Source organism: Halomonas sp. SIMBA_159 (assembly GCF_046536035.1).
Taxonomy (GTDB): domain Bacteria; phylum Pseudomonadota; class Gammaproteobacteria; order Pseudomonadales; family Halomonadaceae; genus Vreelandella; species Vreelandella venusta_A.
Window position 1 is genome coordinate 31,740 of sequence record NZ_JAWJBT010000005.1, and the last position, 21,569, is coordinate 53,308.

The window sequence follows — 21,569 nt, forward strand, 5'->3', positions numbered from 1 at the left end:
ACTCATTGGCATGTTAAGAAGAGGGTGACTGCGCGGCTTTTTTACGCCGCCGCTCGCCCATAATCGACTCCCAAATTAAGCCCACAGCCCCCAGGGTAATGCCGATATCCGCCACGTTAAAGGCAGGGTAGTACCAGCCTGCCGCATGGAAGGAGAGAAAATCCACCACGTAGCCATGAATTAAGCGGTCATATAGGTTACCCAGCGCCCCACCGATAATCAGCGGCAAGGCGATAGCGAGCAGCTTCTCATCCGCACGCACCCGAGATAACCATATGGTGAGGCCGATACTGGCACCAATAGCAATCGCCGCAAAGAACCAGCGTTGCCAGCCGGGGTGGTCAGCCAGAAAGCTAAACGCCGCGCCGGTGTTGTGCAGCAGCGTCAGGTTGAAAAACGGCAATACCTCAACCGGCTGTGCATAACTTAAATAGTGGCTGGCAACGTATTTTGTCGTGAGATCTAGCACGATGACGGCGACAGCAAGCCATAACCAGCGCAGTGGCCGCCGCATGGGCGGCCACTGAGGTGCTTTAGAAGCAGGAGAAGAGTTAGGCATAGTAACGAATCTCACCGCTGCCTTCGGGTAAGTTGCTCACACAGCGGCCGCACAGGTCGGGGTGCTCGGCAACGCTGCCCACATCCGCCCGATGGTGCCAGCAGCGCTCGCACTTGGCATGTTCACTGGCACTCACCGCAACCTTCAAGCCTTCAAGCTCGGTGCTTTCGGCATTGGCGGCATCCGCCAGCGGCGCTAGGTGCACTTCGCTGGTGAGCATCACGAAGCGCAGCTCGTCACCGAGCTTCGCCAGCGTCGCGTGCAGCTCGTCATTGACGAACAGCGTCACTTCCGCTGCCAAGCTACCCTTGATCACTTTGGCGTTACGGGCATCTTCCAGGCATTTGTTCACCGAGTGCTTCACTTCCAGCACCTGCTCCCAGAACGCGCGGCCCATATCAGCGCCCTCATCCAGCGTGGAAAGACCGGTATAGTAGGTCTCCAGCAGCACGCTATCGCCACGCTCGCCGGGGATATGTTCAAAGATCTCCTCGGCGGTGAATGACAGAATTGGCGCCACCCAGCGACTCAGTGCTTCCACCACGTGATAAAGCGCGGTTTGCGCGCTGCGGCGGGCCAGCGAGTCGGTTTGGGTGGTGTACTGACGATCCTTGATCACGTCCAGGTAGAAGCCGCCCAGCTCCCGTGCGCAGAAGCCGTGTACCTGCTGGTACACATCCAGGAAGCGGTACTCCTCGTAGGCGGTCTCGATGCGGTCTTGAAGCTGTGCGGCGCGATCCACGACCCACTGGTCCAGCGCTAGCATGTCTCCAAACGCCACTTGGTCCCGCTTGGGGTCAAAACCGTTCAGGTTGGAAAGCAGGAAGCGCGCGGTGTTGCGGATACGACGGTACACATCCGCAGTGCGCTTGAGGATTTCATCCGAGACGGCCATTTCACCGGAGTAGTCGGTAGACGCTACCCACAGGCGCAGAATATCGGCACCCAGCTTATCCATCACGCTTTGCGGAGCAACCACGTTACCGATGGACTTGGACATCTTGCGGCCCTGGGCATCCACCGTGAAGCCGTGAGTCAGCAGTTGGCGATACGGGGCATGGTCATCAATCGCCGCGCCGGTGAGCAGCGATGAGTGGAACCAACCGCGGTGCTGATCAGAACCTTCCAGGTACAAGTCAGCGCGCGGGCCGCTTTCATGGCCGTGGGGGTGCGAGCCGCGCAGCACGTGGCGGTGGGTCGTGCCCGAGTCGAACCACACGTCCAGCGTGTCGGTGACTTTTTCGTAATCCGCAGCCTCCGCGCCAAGCAGCTCGGAAGGTTCGAGCTTGAACCATGCCTCAATGCCCTCTTGCTCCACGCGCTTGGCGGCTTCTTCCATCAGCGACACAGTGTTGGGGTGCAGCTCACCGGTTTGCTTATGCAGGAAGAACGGAATCGGCACGCCCCAGTTACGCTGGCGGGAGATGCACCAGTCCGGGCGGTTGGCAATCATGCTGTGCAGGCGCGCTTGCCCCCAGGCAGGAGTGAATTCCGTCGCTTCGATACCGGCTAACGCCCGCTCGCGCAGGGTTTTGCCATCTTTACCCTGAATATCCATACCGACGAACCACTGGGCCGTGGCGCGATAGATCACCGGCGTTTTGTGGCGCCAGCAATGCATGTAGCTGTGCTTAATAGGCGTATGTGCCATCAGTGCGTTTACGTCACGCAGCTTCTCGATGATGTTCGGGTTAGCTTTCCAGATCATCTGACCGCCGAAGAACGGCAGGTCATCCGCGTAAACGCCGTTGCCCTGCACCGGGTTCAGCATGTCGTCAAAGCTCATGCCGTGCTCGCGGCAGGTGACAAAGTCATCCATACCGTAAGAAGGGGCCGAGTGAACGATACCGGTACTGCCGACCTCAGACTCCACGTAATCCGCCAGATAAACCGGCGAGAGGCGGTCGTAGAACGGGTGGCGGAAATTGATCAGATCCAGGTTTTTGCCCTGAGTCGTCGCTACCACCTCGCCTTGTAAACCAAAGCGCTCTAAGCAGCTCTCGACCAGCTCTTCGGCTAACAGCAACAGGCGCTCGCCGGTATCCACCAGCGCGTAGGTAAAGTCCGGGTGAACGTTCAGCGCCTGGTTGGCGGGGATGGTCCACGGTGTGGTGGTCCAGATCACCACGGCGGCGGGCTTTGATAGCTCGCTTAAGCCAAACGCTGCCGCCAGCTTGTCGGCGTCTTCCACGGGGAAGGCAACGTCGATGGCATCGGATTTTTTATCGGCGTACTCGACTTCCGCCTCGGCCAGCGCCGAGCCGCAGTCGAAACACCAGTTAACTGGCTTCAGGCCTTTAAAGACGTAGCCCGCCTCGACCATATCCGCCAGAGCGCGGATCTCGCCCGCTTCGTTGGCGTAATCCATGGAGCGGTACGGGTGATCCCAGTCACCGATGATGCCCAGGCGCACAAAGTCCACCAGTTGGGTTTCGATCTGAGCACCGGCGTACTCACGGCACAGCTCACGGGCTTTATCCGCCGGAAGGTGCTTGCCATGGGTGGTCTCGACCTTGTGCTCAATGGGCAGGCCGTGGCAGTCCCAACCCGGCACGTAGGGCGCATCAAAGCCCGCCAGGTTTTTGGACTTAACGATAATATCTTTAAGAATTTTATTAACGGCGTGACCGATATGGATACTGCCGTTGGCGTAGGGAGGGCCATCGTGCAGTACAAACAGCGGCGCACCCGCACGGGCTTCTCGCAGGCGCTGGTACAGGTTCATATCCTGCCACTGGGAAACACGCCCTGGCTCTTGCTTCGGCAGCATGCCGCGCATGGGAAAGTCGGTTTCTGGCAGGTTTAGCGTGTGCTTATAGTCCATAGTCCGGTCAGCCGTCGTTAGTATCGGCGGCGTCATCCGCCGAAGTGAAATCAGAAGAAGCGGTCTCACGCCCAAGCGGGGCCGAGGCCAGCGGAAGAGAGGTCGTTAGATCAGCGTCGGCGGTCGCAAAGTAGCGGCGCGCCTTGGCTTGGTCCTGGTGAATCTGTGCTTTTAGCGCGTCAAAATCGTCAAACTTCACTTCCCCCCGCAGCCGTGCGCAGGGGTAAACCGTTAGCCGCTGGCCATACAGATCGCCAGAAAAATCCAGCAGGTGCACTTCTAGCGTAGGGCGTTTAGAACCCACCGTAGGCCGAAACCCAACGTTCGCTACGGCGGGGTGGCGCTCGCCATCCGCCAGTTCGGCCACCACGGCAAATACCCCCCGTAGCGTAAGCGGCTGGGGCAATAGCGGTAGGTTCGCGGTCGGTACGCCAATGGTGCGCCCCAACTGCTGGTCGCGCACCACGCGGCCATGCAACGAATAAGGCCTGCCCAGCAGGCGGGCGGCCACCTGAAAGTTACCGCTGGCCAACAGCGTACGCACTCGGGTGCTCGATACCCGCTCATCATCGACCTTGAAGGTGCGGGTGTGCTCTACGCCAAAGCCATGAGTGCGCCCCACGGCTTCTAACAAACTAAAATCGCCACGACGATCACAGCCAAAGCGGAAGTCGTCGCCCACCACTAGATGCTTAACGCCCAGCCCATCAATCAGCACCTGATCGATAAACTCCCGCCCGGTGAGGCTGCGCAAAGCATCGTTAAACGGCAGGCAAAGCACTTGCTCGGCACCGTGGTCGCGCAGCAGGCGAACTTTTTCCCGCAGGCGCGTTAAGCGCGGCGGTGCCTGGTCACCAGCAAAAAACTCGCGGGGCTGAGGCTCAAACACCACCACGGTCAGCGGTACGTTCAGGCGCGCAGCGTGCTCGCGGCACTGCTGTAGAATCGCCTGATGGCCGCGATGCACGCCATCGAAATTACCAATGGTCGCCACGCAGCCACGATGGGACGCTGTCAGATTGTGCAGACCTCGAATGACGTGCATGGCACCTCTTTTTTAAAAGCTTGTTTTAAAAGCGTTTTCCGTTTTAAGGCCGCTAGCCGTTTTCAAAGCATTTGATTATAACGAACGCGCTGGTCTGGTGCAGAAGAAGATAGTGGCGCTGACGCGCCTGCCCCTTCCCTAGCCGTTCATTTTAAAGTGACGAAGCCGCAGGCCAAGCGCCGTTAACCAGATAAAATAGAGCCCGCCTCCGAGCACTACGAGCCCGGCCACCCAGCGGACGCGCTGCCATAGCCCAAACTCTAACCACACCTGCCAATCAGGTGAGACTAACATAAGCGCCACGCTCATCAGCACGCTGCCGCCGACTAACTGCACCGCGTAACGCCCCCAACCCGGCTGAAACACCAGCACCTGCTGGCGGTAAAGCAGATACCCCAGCAGCCCCGCGTTTAAAAATGCAGAGAGCGCAGTGGCCAACGCCAAGCCCGCGTGGGCCAGCGGCCAAATCAGTAGCAGGTTGAACACCATATTCGCGACCATGGCGATAATGCCAACCTTCACCGGTGTTTTGGTGTCCTGGCGGGCGAAGAAGCCAGGCGCTAGCACTTTGATCAGCATAAAGGCCACCAGACCGAAGGCATAGGCGCGCAGGCTCATGGCCGCCATCTGAATATCGTTATCGGTCATCGCCCCGTAGTGGAACAGGGTAATCAAAAACGGCTCCGCCAGTACCGCCAGCGCTAGGGCTGCAGGCACGCCCAATAGCAGCACCACACGAATCGCCCAATCCAACATAGCGGAGAAGTGCTCGGTGGACTGCTCCGTATGACGTTTGGAGAGCGCAGGCAAAATAATGGTGCCAATCGCCACACCAAACACGCCAAGCGGCAGCTCTACCAAACGGTCAGAGTAGTAAAGCCATGAGACGCTGCCCGCGGCCAACAGCGATGCCAGCACCGTATCCAACAGCAGGTTGATCTGCGATACCGAGACCCCAAACAAAGCTGGCACCATCAGCTTTAAAATGCGCTTCACGCCATCGTGGGCAAAGTTAGGCCACGGCGTCGGCAGCAGCCCCAAACGCAGCAAAAATGGCACTTGAAAGGCAAGCTGAGCGGCCCCGGCGATCAGTACGCCCCAGGCCAGCGCCATGGCAGGCTCTTCCATTAGCGGCATTAACAACAGCGCCGCGCCGATCAGCGAAATATTCAGCAGCACCGGTGTAAATGCGGGCACTGCAAAGCGGTTCCAAGTGTTTAGCACACTGCCGGAGAAGGCGGTTAACGAGATCAGCAGTAGGTAGGGAAAGGTGAGCCGCAGCATATCAGCGGTCAGTGCCAGCTTTTCAGGGTCGCGGCCAAATCCAGGAGCAAACAGCCATACCAGCCAGGGTGCGCCCAGCATCGCCAACGCGGTGATTAACGCCAGCAGCGCGGTTAAGCTCCCCGCCACCGCATTCAGCAGTTCACGAATCTCCTGCTTGGTGCGCTGGGTGGAGTACTCAGAGAGCACCGGCACAAATGCCTGGTTAAACGCCCCTTCTGCAAATAAACGGCGCAGAAAATTAGGAATTTTAAACGCCACAAAGAAGGCGTCTGAGCCGTTGCCCGCGCCCAGAAACGTTGCCACGACCACATCGCGCACCAATCCCATCACCCGGGAGAGCATTGTCATCGCGCTGACCACCAACCCCGAACGCATGAGCCCGCGGCGTGGCGGCGGCATATTGGCATGCTGTGGTGTATCGGCGCTCATCAGGTTATTCCCTACAGGCTAAATAGAGATGCACATATCGCCCGGCAGGCGACGTTCAGGCACAAAAAAACCGGCCGCAGCCGGTTTTTTTTATGGCGCCTGCCGACTTACGCCGCCAGAGCCTTAATGCGCTTGTTCAAGCGGCTTTTCAGACGTGCTGCTTTCTTTTTAGAAAGAACGTCTTTGTCAGCGATGCGGTCAACGACCGGCTGCATGACCTTGAACTCTTCCATTGCTTTGCCATGGTCACCAGTGTTGATCGCTTTGATCACACGCTTGATGTAGGTGCGGACCATGCTGCGCTGGCTGGCTTTCAGGACGCGACGAGTCTCGGCCTGGCGGGCGCGCTTGCGTGCTTGCTTGCTGTTCGCCACAGGTATCTCCTTGGAGAATAAGGGCTGCCTATAAACGGCAACGAATTTACTATGTGTTTGTCGGCTGGCATTTGCCAAATCACGACATTTCCTTAACAACCAATTGATTTAGCAGCGTTTCTAGCTCTGCCAAATAGTGTAACGAGCAGTCTTATGGCTGCCCGTTCACGGGTCTTGTCTGAGAGGATGGCGTAGTCTATCACGCGTAGAGCGGGCTTGCTAGCCGTTGTCAATGCTTTTCAAGCGCGCAACGCTAGGGCAATGACTGCCCCTGAGGTGCCAGAATCTTGCGTAAAAAGCGCCGCGTGCGTTCATCCTGCGGATTAGTGAACAGCTGCTCGGGGGGTGCCTGCTCTACAATCTGGCCTTCATCCATAAACACCACGCGATCGGCCACGTCTCTTGCGAACTGCATCTCGTGGGTCACCACAATCATCGTTTGCTGCTCGGCAGCCAACTGCTTCATGAGGCCAAGCACTTCTTCTACCCACTGCGGGTCAAGGGACGAGGTCGGCTCATCAAACAAAATGACATCAGCATTCGCCGCCATGGCACGACCAATGCCTACCCGCTGCTGCTGGCCGCCGGAAAGCGATGCGGGATAGGCATCCGCTTTATCCGCCAAGCCAATGCGCTCCAGAATCTCCCTTGCCCGGGCATGGGCCTGCGCCTTGGGCAACTTGTCCACCACGATCATGCCTTCGCTAATGTTCTCCAGCGCCGTTTTGTTAGCGAACAGGCCGTAGTTCTGAAACACAAAGGCAGTGCGGCGGCGCAGCGCCAAAATATCCGCCCGGCTGGCCTTACGCGCATCAACGCGCAAATCGCCGACGGTGATATGCCCTGCCTCTGGGCGCTCTAGAAAATTGATACAGCGCAGCAAGGTCGACTTACCGGTGCCCGATGGGCCAATAATGACGATGATTTCGCCCTGTTCTAGGTGTAAATTGACATTGGTAAAGACCGGCTGCTGACCAAACTGCTTACTGACAGACTCAAGCGTAATCATCGCTGGTACGCCTTATTCAGGTACGTTTCTAAGCGGCGCTGGCCCCAAGAGAGCGCTTCCACCACCACCCAGTAGATAATCGCCACTAGCAAGAAAGCTTCTAAGTATAAAAAGCTACCTGACGCCTCTTTTTGGGTCGCGCCCATCAACTCCGTCACGCCCAACGTGAAGGCCAGCGAGGTCGCTTTAATCATATCGATGAAGTAGTTCATCAACGTCGGCGTAGCGACGCGAGTAGCTTGAGGCAGAATAATCCGACGCATCAGCTGTGATTGAGTCATGCCAATCGAGAGCGCCGCTTCGGTTTGGCTACGATCAATCCCCACAATTGCCGCACGAATGGATTCCGCCATATACGCCGAAAAGTGCAGAGTAAGTCCCAACACCGCAGCGGTGACGCCATTAATGGAGATCAGCGCATTAATCAGTTGAGGCAGGCCGTAGTAAAACAGAAACAGCTGAACGAGCAGCGGCGTGCCGCGAAAAAACGAGATAAACAGCAGCGCTGCGCCGTTCAATACGGGGATTTTCAAAACCCGCACAACCGCCAACAGACAGGCAATGATCAGTGCCAACACCATGGCGATGCTCGCCATCTGCAGCGTCAGCGGTAAATAACTGAGCAGGACCGGCAACAGGCCCCACATATACTCCACATTTAGCATCGTCGTATCGCTTATAAGCAAAACGGCCGTGGCAATGCCACGGCCGCCATCATCAGGAGTTAGCCGTGCTTATGGCTGACTTATGGCTGCGTGATGTCAGTATCGAACCATTTCTGAGATATTTCACCCAAGGTGCCGTTTTCACGTAGTTCCACCAGCGCGGTATCGACACGATCACGCTGCGCTCGCCCTTCTTCATCGTCACGGAACGGTAGCGCGTTTTCGATGGTAGTAAACGGCTGCCCCGCCAACGCGAGCGGCAAACCGCGCTCGCTGATCACTTGGCTGGCACTCACTCGGTCCATCACGAACGCATCAACACGACCCAGGGCCACATCCTGCTCAACGTTGGATTCGTAGGTGCGGATATCGATCTCGTCGGCATTTGGCTGCTCGCGCAGGAGCTGCTCGTAGTTAGACCCTAAGTTCACTGCCACGCTTTTACCGGACAAATCCTCAACGCCGTTGATGGTGTCGTTACCTGCACGCACGACCACTTGGGCACCGTCGTACACATAAGGCGCGGTAAAGGCATATTTGGCTTTGCGCTCATCGGTAATGGTAATTTGGTTGGCAATGGTATCAATGCGGCCAGATTCCAACATGCCTGCCAAGCCCGAGAAGCTGGCGGTCACGAACTCAATCTCGTCGCCGGTGATCTCCCCGATGGCATTCATCACATCGACTTCGAAGCCTTTCAGCTCATCCTGCTCAACATAAGTGAACGGAAAGTAACCACCGGACATGCCTACCCGCAGTGTGTCGGCCTGGGCAGCCACGGAGACTAACCCTGCAACGCCTATGGAAAGAGCAACGACAGTTTTTTTCAAACGGTTTAGATTCACCATATTTTTCCTCTTTGGGTATCGATACACCCAGACTGGAGACGGAGGCGCTGGCATAGGCATTTCTTCAGCCACCACCAGCGCAATGCCGACAAGATACCAGCAAAAAAGAAATAATAAACCGTCTTCTTATTATTTTTGGGAACTAGAACGCACGCACCGTTACTGTCTTTATTGACTATGCTCCGTTACCGCACTTTCTAGCTGCGCATAAGCATGACGCAACCACACCTTCATGCGCTGACGTTCAGCAATATTCATCAAACGGCGGTCGTTGGCCACCGCCCAGAAACTGCTGTTATTGAAGTCGATTTTTTGCGTGAGCTTGGCATGCAAGCGAGGTAGCTCTATGAGAGTAGCCCCTTGCACACGGGCCTGCTGATACGCCTCTGACTGCGTAAAGCGCTCAAAGCTTTCGCCACGCCCAAGGTTCTGAACGACCACGACATCCACCGGCTGCGACGCGTAACGGGTTAACACCTGAGACAGGAGCGCGACTGAATCTGCGCCATCGTCCATCACGTGCCACCATACGACCTGCATGCCCAACTCATCGAGCAGGCCAAACACATCGGTTTCCTCAATCCACCGATTGATGGGCTGGGCGGACTGCGCGGCCAAGTCGATAATTAAATCGCGATCAGGATGCTCTTCCACGGCCGAAAGCATGCCGTCCAGGCTATCGTCATCGCCTACCACCACCGGAGAGGCATACTCCTGATAAAAACGTGAAAACGTGCCGTGGGAGGCATCGCAATCAAACCCCAAAAATGGCCGTTCGTGATCAATGTAGTACTGCGCTAACACCCGCGCCGTCATCGACTTGCCTACACCGCCCTTCTCACCACCAATAAAGTGAACCTTACCCATCCTTGTTTCTCCGCCGTCGGGCCCGATGCCCTTTTGGAATTTAGCAGGAAAGGAAGGCTAGCGGGATACGCCGCACCAACGATAAGGGTTTAGGGCTACGTATGAGAGGAGGCTTTCAGCATGCCTAAGGTATGTACCCGCTGCTGTTTTACAGCGCTATCGAGAATAATCATCAGCTGATCATAATCATCTGCCTGGGTTTGATCCAAACCGTGGTGTACTACTTTATCGATAAGTGCTTGGGTGTCTCGAATCAATGCCTCAAGTTTCAATATCACGGTTTCGTGATCTTTGGCAGTCATGGTGATTTCAGAGACCATGCAAAAGCGCTCCTAATATCAGACTCAGGCTCGTAATGAATTCTCGTGTTCCGCCTTGACGATAAACGACTTATGCCACAAACCACCGGTTTCGAATACTCAAAGCTAGCGCTCAAACAGGACTGCTAGCGATACCTATACGCCGCAACACCATGCCCCAGCCATCGCAATGAAGGCGTGGCGGGCTAAAGGGCTTCGTTTATTCTCAACCAACAGCCCACCACAAAGGTCTGCACAATAGCTTATTGCGGCTCCCTCACATACCGCTCCCAGAGCGACACCACATCCTTTCTTAAAACATTTTTAGACACCATGAACACCCCTGCAGTATCTACTCTATCTACGACTTCTAAGAACGGGAGCACTACGTGATAATTTGAACGATTCCAGAAATCGTGAATAAAAATTCGAGCATCTCGCGGTTGGTCTACATGATCCAAAATATGCAAGATAGCTGACATAGTACACGCCACTCGAAAACGCCCGTCCACAAGTATCAAATCAAATGAATGAGCATGCTTAGCAATGGCCTGACTATACGCTGAAAACCGATCAGACATATGCATTGAGGTGGGGAACCCCCACTCTTTCGTTGGGCCAATGTCGACGGCTTCAACCTGACACTGCTGGCCTAACGTCCCTTTTAGCGCGCTAACCCATTTAGCGTCACTCTCCACGCCATATACTGTCAGTCCTTCCTTTACCGCCCAAACGGTGGAGCCACCTGAGCCAAACTCAAAATACCTTTTAGCCTTCTTCAAACTGCTTAAAAAAAGTTGGCGCTCTAGCTCAGACATAAATGGGGCGTCAGGCAGGTCGAACACGCCAGCACTCGTTTCACTCGAATCGACAGAGGGCTTTTTGGCCTCGACATGTTGACTCGCTTCAACCTGTGGTGGTGCGCCTCGCTCATTATCGTCTTTTTCGATATTTTCAGAGAGAATACGCTCGGATAGCAGGTAACTATGCGCAAGCTCGTTATCGATTCCATCAAGCACTTGATAAGTAAAGTCACGAATTCCATACACGGTATGCAATATAAAGGCGAGCTTCATTCGCTGAGCTGCTGACATAGCACTCAAACGCACGTCACTAGGAATAAAGAGAGCCTCTACGGTGACAAGCTCGGAGCTTTGCTTTTTGAGCAAGTTATCTCTCATAGGAAAGTGAGAACGATGGCCCATTTTGTTAAAACTGTAAAAGCGGAAACCATGACGTACCGCCCAATGCGAGACCTCATCCAATGAAGCTTGGCGCTCGTGGGTTCGCTGAAAAGCCGTCTTTATTTCTAATACCAGCGCGTTTTGTAGGGCGCTGTAACCATTCTCAAGTATAGCAACCGTATCACTAAGCTCATCAACAACTAACCAATCCAGGCTTTGCAAGCCCTCGATATTATTTAAAGCAATTGTGGGTATCGGCAATTCAGCCAATACTTTAGCAGACTGACCAAGAGCCACAGGAAGCTGCTCAGGCGACAAGGGTTTTAGCACGCTACTCATTTCATTATCTAAGCATGCATAGAGTGTCCTAGCCGCTCCATCGCCTAATGCAGCATGAGGAACTAACTGAATATACTCATGCCCTTTATAGCGCTCTGGCTCTTGTATTAAGCTACGCGGATCAAATGCAATTAGCGCAAAGGCCTTCGTGCGAAGCAACGTAGACAAGCCTCGGTCACGAAGTACTTTACTACTATTGTCAATAGTAACAACTTGGCCTTCAATATCCCATGCAAAGCCATCTTTAAGTGGATCGCGCTCAGGCTGAGACACCTCTACTTCGACGGGTACTCCCTCGCCTTTGAACCAGGCCTCTCCACTTTTCTCGAAGGTTAATGTTTCCGGTGCTTTATCTTCACAATAGCGTTGCCAAATACTACGCAGCGCCTTCATCAGGTGAAAACCAAATCGGCGTCCATCACAAACGGGCGACTGTAACAAGATACTTCTAAGGTGATTACGAATAGTCGACAGGCTATCCGTATCGCCAGCTAACTCAATGACCCGATGTCTATACTCATCCCAGCTGTGCGTCACGAGCTCAGGCATACCAACGTTCACCAAGTGCGTGGCGCTGTGTCGGCCAGCAAATGTTGGTCCAGGGAGCGTCACAACCGGTGTTCCCATAAACAGTGATTCGCAGGTCGTCAAACCACCCGAGTAGGGCCAGGAATCCAATGCAATATCAACACGATTATAAGCTTCCAGCAGCCCCTTATGAGAGGCAGGGCCTTCGATAATCAAACGCTCCTTATCAACCCCCTGCTGCGCCATAAAGTCAATAATACGCTGACAAAAACTCTCACTTGTATAAGGCCGCCCTTTTAAGAAGAGTCGAGAGTTCGGCAATTGATGCATTAGTGTTGCCCACTCACGCAAAGTAGCCTGATTAATCTTAGTGGGATTATTGAAACACCCTAGAGTGACATAGCCATTCATTTTGGCTGGCAGCGGCCCTACGGAGGGAGCATAAGTGGGTGGAGAGAAAACAATGTAGTCATCTGGCAAGCGAATGAGCTTTTCAACGTAGAAGGCATCTTCTTCATCTCCGACCGGCGTTTCAACAAGATCACTTATCAAGTAATCCATTGCTTTTATGCCCGTCGTATTGATAAGCCCGCCTACCCATTTCACATGTAAAGGGGCTGGCTGCATGGCTACTGCCTGAGAGCGGCTTCCAGCATTATGCCCGGACAGATCGATTAAAATATCAATCTTATCTTCACGCACTTTTGCGGCAAATTGCTCACCCTTCAAGTGCTTTATAGGCTGCCATTGGTCTGCTACTTGCTGAATACGTTTGGTAAGATGATCCACTTCTCCATGCGAGGCATAGAGATAAATTTCGACTTCCTGCTTACTTAAATTTTCTAACGCACGAATGATCATCGTGCCGACAGGGTGGTTACGAAACCCATCTGAAAAAAGGCCGATACGCAAACGCTTGTTGGGATCAAGACTATCGGGAACAGGTCGTTGAGGCGGAACTTTAGGCGCATAGCGGTCTTGCCACTCGCAGCAAACCCTAAATATCTCCTCACGCGACCACGCCGGATCATAATGTATGTAGGTAAGCCGATTAGAGTAAGGCACCGGGTTATTTCCCGCCAACTCAATTGCCTTATTGAAATAACTGTCTAATCCTTCAAAGTCACCAACGTCGCGACGAATATTAGCGGTATCATTCAACAAGCTGTAACTGTTCGGATTTTTCTTAAGCAGCCGCTCCATTAAAACAATCGCTTCATCAAAACGAGCCAGGGTACTTAGCGTGATAGCTTTATTGCGAAGCACAGGCTCGTCACCCGGCGCTATCAATTCAGCTCGTTCAAAGAATGCTAGGGCTTTTTCTTTGTGCCCTTTTTCTTGTTCAATCATGCCACTAAGTAGAAGTGCTTGAACATTATTTTCGTCTAAGTCTAGCGACTTCGACAGATAGGTTTCGGCCGACGCTATATCACCTAGCTTATGACAAGAAAATGCCATTGTACTTAATGTACCAGCATCATTGGGCGTGAGTACCCGTGCTTTCTCCAAAGCCTCTAATGCCGCTTCGTACTTTCCAGTGTTAGTCAGCATAGTGCCAAAATGCTTCCAACGATTTGCATCGCTGGGGTTTGCCTCGGCTAGTTTTCTAGCAGATACAAGATCATTGCCTGCTGGCTTGGAAGGCGTACGAAACGCTGGTTTTTTTTTCGACATTATTGTCTGCCTCGGCAAAATCACTTAAAGCTGAAATTTTTAATCTGGGTTTATTTTCTAGCAGAATCGCCAGCCCTGCTGCTGGAATAGCGTTCAATTAACCATTTTGTTCTTTTATTTGCAAAAAAACAGGCCCCATATGGGGCCTGATGTGGTGCAGCCGGAAATACTAGCGCATTATCCGAGAAGAGATAGAACGTTCTGTGGCAGCTGGTTAGCCTGTGCCAGCACCGATGTGCCCGCCTGCTGCAGGATCTGGGCGCGTGTCATGTTAGCCACTTCTACAGCGTAGTCAGCATCTTCGATGCGCGAACGTGCTGCCGCTAGGTTCGTTTCATTGGTGCTCAAGTTGGTGATGGCATCTTCGAAACGGTTTTGTACGGCACCCAACTCGGAGCGTAGACTATCTACCTGATTCAAGGCTGCGTCTAGAGAAGCAAGCGGGTCAGCGTTTAGCTTGTCACCAAGCGTGACAACACCGGTACTTTCATCTACTGTTGCAGCAAAGTAAACATCTTGGCCGTCAACTGAGCCTTTAACAACGTACCCACCGTCTTCATCGGTGAATACTTCTGGACTTGTACCAACTGCATCTGCACTAAGACCACTAGTATCGATTGCAACAGACGGCGTCGGATCGGTCACTTCGTCCAGATCTGATGACAGTGCATCCGCATTAGTAAAGTCTGCAGCGCTTGATGCCGCAGTCGATGAGTCATAGCTAACTTGACCATAAGTGCTAGAATCAGCATCAAAGTCCACAGTTGCCGTGTAGTAAGCAGTGCCCACCTGAACATAGAACGAGCCAGCAGCGTTAACGGAGAGACTTGGGGAAGCCGCAGCATTGGAATCTGTAGCGTTGACGTCTGCTGGGTCTATAGTACGACCACCACCGATAGAAATACCGTCTGTAGCGGCAGTTACATCGCCACCTGTCGCGCCTGAAGCAGTGCTCGAGTCGTAGGTGAATGCGCCAGATGTGCTGTTGTAATTCAGCGTGTATAGCTCATCAGAAGCAGTTGGGCTTGCACTGAAAGAGGCATAAGTAACGTCAGGGTTAGTGTTACTAGCGAAGTAATAGACCGACTGACCACCCGCCGCATCTTCAAAGGAGACATCTTCGATATTCAAAGACGCAGGTACTGTTTCAGTGACCGGACTAGCAGACAAACCGCTGGTATTCAGCGATTTGTTAGTTAAATCGAAGTTACCAAGGTTAAGTGTTGTCGAGTTGATTTCTTTGAGGTTGACGGTAATTTGCTCGCCATCGTTCGCACCGACTTGGATCTGAAGGCCTTGGTCAGAAGCTAGAACGCTAACTCCGTTGAAGCTAGTTTCGCTGGAAATACGGTCAATTTCAGCCAGACGCTGCGTCACTTCGTCCTGGATGGACTGGAGGTCATTTGCTGTGTTTGTACCGTTTTGTGCCTGCACAGACAGCTCACGAATACGCTGTAAGTTGTCGTTAACTTGGTTTAGCGAGCCCTCAGCGGTTTGTGCCAACGAAATACCGTCATTAGCATTACGCTGCGCCTGTGCAAGACCAGTAATCTGAGAAGTCATACGGTTGGCAATAGCTTGGCCAGCCGCATCATCTTTAGCACTATTGATGCGCAGGCCAGAGCTCAAACGCTCCATTGAGGTTTGCAGAGCATTCTGCGACTCGCGCAGGTTCTGCTGACCGATCATCGAGGTGATGTTGGTATTGATCACTGACATGGTGATTCTCCTTGCGTGTGAACTGGCCGTCAGGCCTGCTTTTCGGCGACATGGTGCGCCGTTATATTAATTAACGGCTATACGAGGAGAATCTTTAGAGAGGCTGACAAAAAATCGTGTAATTTTTGGTAACTGGGTGGTAACTTTTGACACTCGGTGAAATCGGTCGCGAGCTAAAGCTGCCTCCCACCACAGTCGTCACCATCACCTATTTTGGCTGGTTTGCACCTGCTCTTGCCATCTTCACCTTGGCTCAGAAGTGAAAAAGCCCCCTTGTGAAGGGAGCTTGCGGCGATTGGTAGCGGCTATTTCTTACGACCTAGCTGATAATCCAACGCTTCGAATTGCTGGGTGAGATAGCTGCTCATGCTGTTCATTTGCGCAATCATAGCGTCCAGCTGGCTGAATTGAGCCCGATAGCGACTAATAGTCCTCTCGATGGTCACCTCCATACGCTCAAAACGCTCATCCAGGCTTTTTACGCGACTTTCAGCACCATTGATAGCGAGCTTCACCAAGCCATTGTTACCAAGCATTTGCTCTACGGTGGACATAAGTTTTCCTGCCAGCCCATTACCTGTCGCATCACCTGCAAAAAAGTCGCTCAGCGCCTGAGATTTGTTCGCTACCAAGTCGCTCAATTTGGCATCATCCACTTCTAACGTGCCATCACGCTGGAGCGTGATACCCAACTGGCTCAAGGTAGATAACTCCCCCCCCTCTACACTGCTTGTCAATACGCTACGTATACGGCTTTCGATAGTGCGCAAGGTATTATCCCCCACTAACTCACCGGGAGCCTCAGAATCACCACTAAAACTGGAGAGCTTGCCAATAGTACCTTTTAACTCATTGAACGCTTTGACGAAGCCAGTAGCTGCTTCACGCCGTTTTAACGTATCTCTTTCTACATTGATGGTACTGTTAGCCGTTTCGCCATCGGCGATGCTCAGCTCTGCCAGGTTCAGCGTCACTCCTTGAATGGCGCCTTCGATTTGGTTCTTGGCACTGCTGATAGCAATACCGTTGACTGTGAGTGCGGCGTCCTCACCTGCCCGCTTGGTAGCGGCATCTTCCGCAAAAGGACCTGCTACCGTTGCCGTCGGATCTTGACTGGTATCGACAAAGCTAAAGCTGGCAATAGAGGCATTCGCACCGGTATTTTTAGAGCTGAGCGCCAACCGATAGCCTTGTCCATCGTTGATGATGGTGGCGTTGACGCCCGCGTCTTTGTCGGCGTTGATGGCATCGCGTATCGCGGAAAGGCTGCTGCCGGGGGCGATATCGATATCGACGGAGTCGGCATCGCCAAACGCCAGCCGTAGCGTCGTTGCGCCCTGGAGGTCTAGCGCGGCGTCTTGGTCAGTCACCCGGGTCGAGGCCAGCGTGCCGGAGGTGGCTAACTGCGATACCTCTACTCGATAGCTACCGGGCAACGCGCTGGCAGAAGTAGTGGCTTTAATGGCATCGCCACGAACGCTGGCTGAAAGGCTCTGATAGAGTTTAGGGTCGTTCAGCGTCGCTAGCGCATCTTTAAAACTGTTCAGCGATGTCTGCAATTGCCCATAAGCTGAAATTTTGGCCTGCTGCTGCTCTTTTTGGCGGGTAATCGGCGCAAGCTTTCCCTGCTCCGCTTCTTTTAGCTGATCCAGTAAACCCGTCAGATCCAGGCCCGAACCAACGCCTAGGGAGGTTATTGTCGCCATGCAGATGTTCCTCGGTGCAAAAGGCTAAACCCACGACCATTTTGACATTGCGCCAGCGGTGGCGTTGCGGCCAAATTTAATAGTACTTCTATCGACGAAACAACGCTTAACTTTAGACCTTTTTCACCGTTTAACGACAAGTGAGTCATTACACGAATAAAAACGCCTGCTTAGCGCAGGCGTTGTGATCACACTCATAGACCTATGATGTTCATTCACGGCCTAGTTGAGCGTCTAGCGCATCAAACTGCTGAGTAAGGTAGTCGCTCGTTTGGTTCATTTGGGCAATCATGCTATCCAACTGACCGAACTGGGTGCGGTATCGGGAAATCGTTTGTTCGATGGATTGCTCCATGCGCGTGTAGCGCTCCCCAAGAGACTCGACGCGGTTCTCGGCGCCGGAGATCGCCCCCGACACCGTGCCATTACTACCTAACAACTGTTCGATGGTTTGGTTGACCTGGCCTGCCATGCCTTCGTTATCGGCAGCGCCTGCAAAAAAAGCGGAAAGCGCATCCTGGTTATTGGCGATGGCACCGTCCAATTTGTCGCCATCGACCTCTAAGGTGCCATCACGCTGTAGTGAAATACCGATATCCGCCAGCGTGGAGAGCTGGCCTTCAACACCGCCACCCAGCACGCTGCGCAAACGCGACTCCACAGTGCGTACCGCATTGTCTCCCAACAGCTCACCAGCAGCGCCTGTTTCCGCATTATAATTTGTAAGCTCACCTATGACATTTTTAAGATCATTATAGGAATTTACAAAATCGGTAATGGCTTCACGAACTGCAAGAGTATCCTGCTCTACCTTGACGGTGCTGTCCCCCTCGGCTTCTAGATTGAGCGTCACGCCTTGTATCGCGCCTTCAACTTGGTTGGTAGCGCTGGTAATCGCGATCCCGTTGACGTTCAGGGACGCATTGGTACCTGCTTGCAGCGTGTTATCGATGTCAGCAGCGAAAGGCGCAGTATCAGAAAAACTGAAATTCGTGATGGAGGCTTCGGCACCGGTTTCGCTCGAACTCAGGGCTAGTCGGTAGTCAGCGCCATCAAACACGATTGTCGCATTAACGCCGGACTCTTCATTTGCATTAATGGCATCCCGCATGTCTTCAAGCGTGCTATTTGCCGCAAGGGTCACGTCTTGCGTGCTGCCATCACCAAAGGTGAACGTTAGCGTCTGCTCAGTGGTGGTAAGCGCTTCATCGGCTGCGGTTACCCCTACCGATGCTAAGGTACCGCGAGTCGCCAGCGTATCCACCGTAACGTTATAGCTGCCGGGCTGCGCTTCGCCGTTCGCCGTTGCTGAGAGCGCCTCGCCTCCAACGTTGGTAGAAAGACTTTCGTAAAGCGAGCTGTCGTTGAGTGCATCCGCCGCATCTTGAAAGGCAGATAGGGCTGTTTGCAGTTGGCCATAGGAAGAGATTTTGGTTTGCTGGGTTTCCAGTTGCCGTTCGATGGGGGCCAGCTTGCCACGCTCAGCGTCTTGCAGCTGATCGAGCAAGCCGTTGAGATCAAGCCCAGAACCAATACCCAATGAAGAAATGGAAGCCATACATTACTGTCCTTTTTTGAAAAAGCCGCCTGCCGTGCTGACGCCCCTTATTCAATACGATTTAATCATTAGGTTACCTATCGGCAAGCGTTGCCCTAACTTTAGGGTGAATAACCCTCACACATGGAAACCTTACTACTTACTGTATGAGTAACATAATGCTTTTAAGAAAGTATAGACAGCCTACATGGCGATTGCGTGACGGCGACAAAGGCACCTAATATAGACCTTGGTCTAACCCACCACCTGCTTTACAATGCACTGCAGCACACCCATTTTGCTGTGACTGTAGGAGCATTCCCCTATGCCCGCCGAAACGTTATCCCCCGCCTCTACTGCTTCCTTCCACGTACAACGCAGCCTGCGCCATTGTTTGTCTAGCGTGGCGGAATTGATGTACGAGAGTGGACACGTGCTTGAAACTCTTACCCTGGCGCAGCGTGGTTTATCGCGTCAAGAGTTGGCGTCATTGAGCCATCAGCATTCACGCTGGTCGCTTTGCCAGCGAGTATTAGAAGAGAGTGATGCGGCTACATTTAACGAGTATGGCCGCTTTGTCCTAACCCCATTAGGCCGCGAACTGATGTTCGACATGTTTGGCCAGGGGGCAGCAGATTGCGCCTAACGCGGGAGTGAGGCACGTATAAAAAACGCCCGCTGGGGGAGCGGGCGTTTTGAAGCGCTAATATCGCATCACGCAATGCGTGTCATTCATGGTGCAACTTAACGCAGGCCTAACAGCGAAAGAATAAACAGAACAACAACGATCAGACCTACGATGTAGATAATGTTACGCATAACGGCACTCCTTGCTTTAGCGTTTCATGGAAATCAAAGGGTTGCTTCCCTTCAATAATCTCTCCTAGCGTAGCAGGCTTTTTCTCAGTTTGCGTAATGGCGTTGATGGACACCGCCAGGGAACCTTCATTTCTCACGCCTATCAGAATCTTACCCATCTTCCTCCCTGGTGCCGTAATGAAAACGACTGCCCTCGTGATGACCTGTGTGATTAGCGGTGTGATGAGTTCCTTTGTGGCTGTCGCAACGACAGCGTCAGAGCCCTCTCCAAATGCGCTGCAAGCCCTCAATCAACAGGCTCAAGCGCTGGATCGCGTTCATACCGTCGTGGTGGCTTATGAGGGCAATATCATCCATGAGCATCACCAAGGCGGCCCTGGGGTGGCCACACCTGCCAACGTTAAGTCGTTATCAAAAACGGTGTTGGCTGCGATTACCGGTGCCGCTATTGAGGCGGGCATTGTGGAATCCGTTGATCAACCTCTGGTAGCACTGCTAGATAGCGTGCCGAGCGGTGCCGACCCACAGGTGAACGACATCACAGTGGCGCACTTACTGGCACAACAAGCGGGGTTAGAGCGTACTTCGGGCAGCAACTACGGCGCTTGGGTGGCCAGCGCTCATTGGGTAAACGATGCGCTTACTCGCCCGTTCGTTGACCGCCCAGGCGGGCGCATGCTCTATTCCACCGGCACCAGCCATTTGCTCTCGGCGGCGCTGACTCAGGCCAGCGGTGAAAGCACCCTTGCACTTGCCCAGCGCTTGTTAGGCGAACCGCTCGGTATTGCGATTCCCCCGTGGCCGCAGGACCCTCAAGGGGTCTACTTTGGCGGTAACGATATGCAGCTTTCCCCTCGCGCGCTCATTGCGATTGGGGAGCTGTACCGCAACGACGGCGTGGCCAATGGCCAGCGCGTGCTGCCTGAAGGCTGGGTAGAGGATTCATGGACGCCCAGAGGCCAATCACCCTGGACAGGGGATGGCTACGGCTTTGGCTGGTTTATCACGACGTTAGCGGATGAACACGTTGCTTACGGGAGAGGATACGGCGGGCAGGCGCTTTATGTGATTCCCGAGCGGGAGATGACGGTGGTGATTACCTCAGACCCAACTCCGCCATCGCCCGGTGGCCAGTTCCAGCAGCAGCTTAACGCGCTGGTGGCCGATTTATTGGCAGAGGAGTAACGACGCGTGCCACTCCTCCTGTTAATCACTACTTGTTAATGACTACTTGTTAATGACTACTCCCCTTTATGCGCCAAACTCATCAAGTAGAGCGCGGCGGCCAGCGCCAGCACCGAGAGCGCTAAATAAATCGCCTCTAGCGGTGTGCTGAAGCGAATATCCACGACGGCTCGGAAGAATTCGATAATCACGGCTAAAATCACCACACGGGCGATTTTGTCTTTCAACTGATCGAGTGAAGCAACATTGAAGGGGTGCGTAGGATAGCGCACCTCGGCCTGATCAATGCGGGAGACAAACAGCCGGTATATCCCTAGCCCAAAGATCAGCAGCACGATGGCGATCAGATAGATATCCACCGCAATAATGATATCGGGCACCAGGGTGTCGTGGATGTTATGGGTGTCATCCACCAAGTAGTAGTGCAGTACATCGCCCACCACTTTAAGAATATCCAGCGTGCCGACGATAAACAGCATCAGCGAGCCTAATAAGCTCGGCACCACCGCCAGCATGACCAAAAAGCGCGAGTTCCACAGTGCGGTTTCAATACGCCGCTCCCAGACCGACTGCTGGTGAGGAGGTTTTGGGGGTGGCGGCGAATGGGGTGAGTTGCTCATCGTAGGCACTTAGCTCCTTCTTACTTTACGTCGAATAGCGAAAGTGCCTAGT

The 21,569-nt window shown here is 53.6% G+C and carries 18 protein-coding genes; 2 read left to right on the forward strand and 16 right to left on the reverse strand.

All coding sequences use genetic code 11. The features are described from left to right. Nucleotides 1-13: 13 nt before the first annotated feature. The 14 genes from lspA to fliD (R0J87_RS04505) all read right to left on the reverse strand — a co-directional run bounded on the left by lspA (nt 14) and on the right by fliD (R0J87_RS04505) (nt 18,914). A complete protein-coding gene (gene lspA, locus R0J87_RS04440) occupies nt 14-559 on the reverse strand; it encodes a signal peptidase II (RefSeq protein ID WP_404343623.1) in 546 nt (181 codons plus the stop codon). After that, nucleotides 552-3,383 (reverse strand): isoleucine--tRNA ligase, encoded by a 2,832-nt coding sequence (ileS, locus tag R0J87_RS04445; protein ID WP_498884589.1) that lies wholly within the window; start codon nt 3,381-3,383, stop codon nt 552-554. Before ileS ends, lspA begins: the two co-directional genes overlap by 8 nt. A gap of 7 nt (nt 3,384-3,390) precedes the next feature. Continuing rightward, complete coding sequence (gene ribF, locus R0J87_RS04450) at nt 3,391-4,428, reverse strand: bifunctional riboflavin kinase/FAD synthetase (RefSeq protein ID WP_404343627.1); 1,038 nt, start codon at nt 4,426-4,428, stop codon at nt 3,391-3,393. A gap of 138 nt (nt 4,429-4,566) precedes the next feature. Then, the gene (gene murJ, locus R0J87_RS04455; protein WP_498884590.1) at nt 4,567-6,144 is read right to left on the reverse strand and encodes a murein biosynthesis integral membrane protein MurJ; all 1,578 of its coding nucleotides are present in this window, start codon (nt 6,142-6,144) and stop codon (nt 4,567-4,569) included. Between the two features lie 107 nt (nt 6,145-6,251). Then, nucleotides 6,252-6,518 (reverse strand): 30S ribosomal protein S20, encoded by a 267-nt coding sequence (gene rpsT / locus R0J87_RS04460; RefSeq protein ID WP_009097974.1) that lies wholly within the window; start codon nt 6,516-6,518, stop codon nt 6,252-6,254. A 253-nt stretch (nt 6,519-6,771) separates the two neighbouring features. Beyond that, nucleotides 6,772-7,527, reverse strand: coding sequence for an amino acid ABC transporter ATP-binding protein (locus R0J87_RS04465; protein ID WP_498884591.1), 756 nt, complete (start codon nt 7,525-7,527; stop codon nt 6,772-6,774). Next, complete coding sequence (locus tag R0J87_RS04470) at nt 7,524-8,192, reverse strand: amino acid ABC transporter permease (RefSeq protein ID WP_498884592.1); 669 nt, start codon at nt 8,190-8,192, stop codon at nt 7,524-7,526. Before R0J87_RS04470 ends, R0J87_RS04465 begins: the two co-directional genes overlap by 4 nt. Before the next feature lie 80 nt (nt 8,193-8,272). Beyond that, a complete protein-coding gene (locus tag R0J87_RS04475; protein ID WP_498884593.1) occupies nt 8,273-9,040 on the reverse strand; it encodes an amino acid ABC transporter substrate-binding protein in 768 nt (255 codons plus the stop codon). 168 nt (nt 9,041-9,208) lie between these two features. Continuing rightward, on the reverse strand, nt 9,209-9,907 hold the full coding sequence (locus R0J87_RS04480) for a P-loop NTPase family protein (protein WP_498884595.1): 699 nt from the start codon (nt 9,905-9,907) through the stop codon (nt 9,209-9,211). Nucleotides 9,908-10,002: 95 nt separating this feature from the next. Next, nucleotides 10,003-10,227: a hypothetical protein gene (locus R0J87_RS04485; protein ID WP_498884597.1), complete on the reverse strand. Its 225-nt coding sequence runs from the start codon at nt 10,225-10,227 to the stop codon at nt 10,003-10,005. 242 nt (nt 10,228-10,469) lie between these two features. Continuing rightward, the gene (locus R0J87_RS04490) at nt 10,470-13,931 is read right to left on the reverse strand and encodes an O-linked N-acetylglucosamine transferase, SPINDLY family protein (protein ID WP_498884598.1); all 3,462 of its coding nucleotides are present in this window, start codon (nt 13,929-13,931) and stop codon (nt 10,470-10,472) included. A 177-nt stretch (nt 13,932-14,108) separates the two neighbouring features. Then, entirely contained in the window at nt 14,109-15,650 is a 1,542-nt protein-coding gene (locus R0J87_RS04495) for a flagellin N-terminal helical domain-containing protein (RefSeq protein ID WP_498884600.1), read from the reverse strand. Nucleotides 15,651-15,955: 305 nt separating this feature from the next. After that, nucleotides 15,956-17,356 carry a flagellar filament capping protein FliD gene (gene fliD, locus R0J87_RS04500; RefSeq protein WP_498884602.1) on the reverse strand — a complete coding sequence of 467 codons (1,401 nt, stop codon included), beginning with the start codon at nt 17,354-17,356 and terminating at the stop codon, nt 15,956-15,958. A gap of 211 nt (nt 17,357-17,567) precedes the next feature. Next, complete coding sequence (gene fliD, locus R0J87_RS04505) at nt 17,568-18,914, reverse strand: flagellar filament capping protein FliD (protein ID WP_498884603.1); 1,347 nt, start codon at nt 18,912-18,914, stop codon at nt 17,568-17,570. Nucleotides 18,915-19,218: 304 nt separating this feature from the next. Between fliD (R0J87_RS04505) and R0J87_RS04510 the strand changes: the two genes are divergently transcribed. After that, nucleotides 19,219-19,539, forward strand: a complete 321-nt coding sequence (locus R0J87_RS04510) for a hypothetical protein (RefSeq protein ID WP_498884604.1) — start codon at nt 19,219-19,221, stop codon at nt 19,537-19,539. Nucleotides 19,540-19,687: 148 nt separating this feature from the next. On the opposite strand, the gene R0J87_RS04515 is transcribed toward R0J87_RS04510, so the two are convergent. Beyond that, a complete protein-coding gene (locus R0J87_RS04515) occupies nt 19,688-19,870 on the reverse strand; it encodes a hypothetical protein (protein WP_498884605.1) in 183 nt (60 codons plus the stop codon). 19 nt (nt 19,871-19,889) lie between these two features. Here R0J87_RS04515 and R0J87_RS04520 point away from each other — a divergent pair, with 19 nt between their 5' ends. Next, nucleotides 19,890-20,897 carry a serine hydrolase domain-containing protein gene (locus R0J87_RS04520; RefSeq protein ID WP_498884606.1) on the forward strand — a complete coding sequence of 336 codons (1,008 nt, stop codon included), beginning with the start codon at nt 19,890-19,892 and terminating at the stop codon, nt 20,895-20,897. 56 nt (nt 20,898-20,953) lie between these two features. Here R0J87_RS04520 and R0J87_RS04525 read toward each other — a convergent pair whose 3' ends face one another. Next, nucleotides 20,954-21,517, reverse strand: coding sequence for a YqhA family protein (locus R0J87_RS04525; protein ID WP_498884608.1), 564 nt, complete (start codon nt 21,515-21,517; stop codon nt 20,954-20,956). Nucleotides 21,518-21,569 lie beyond the last annotated feature (52 nt).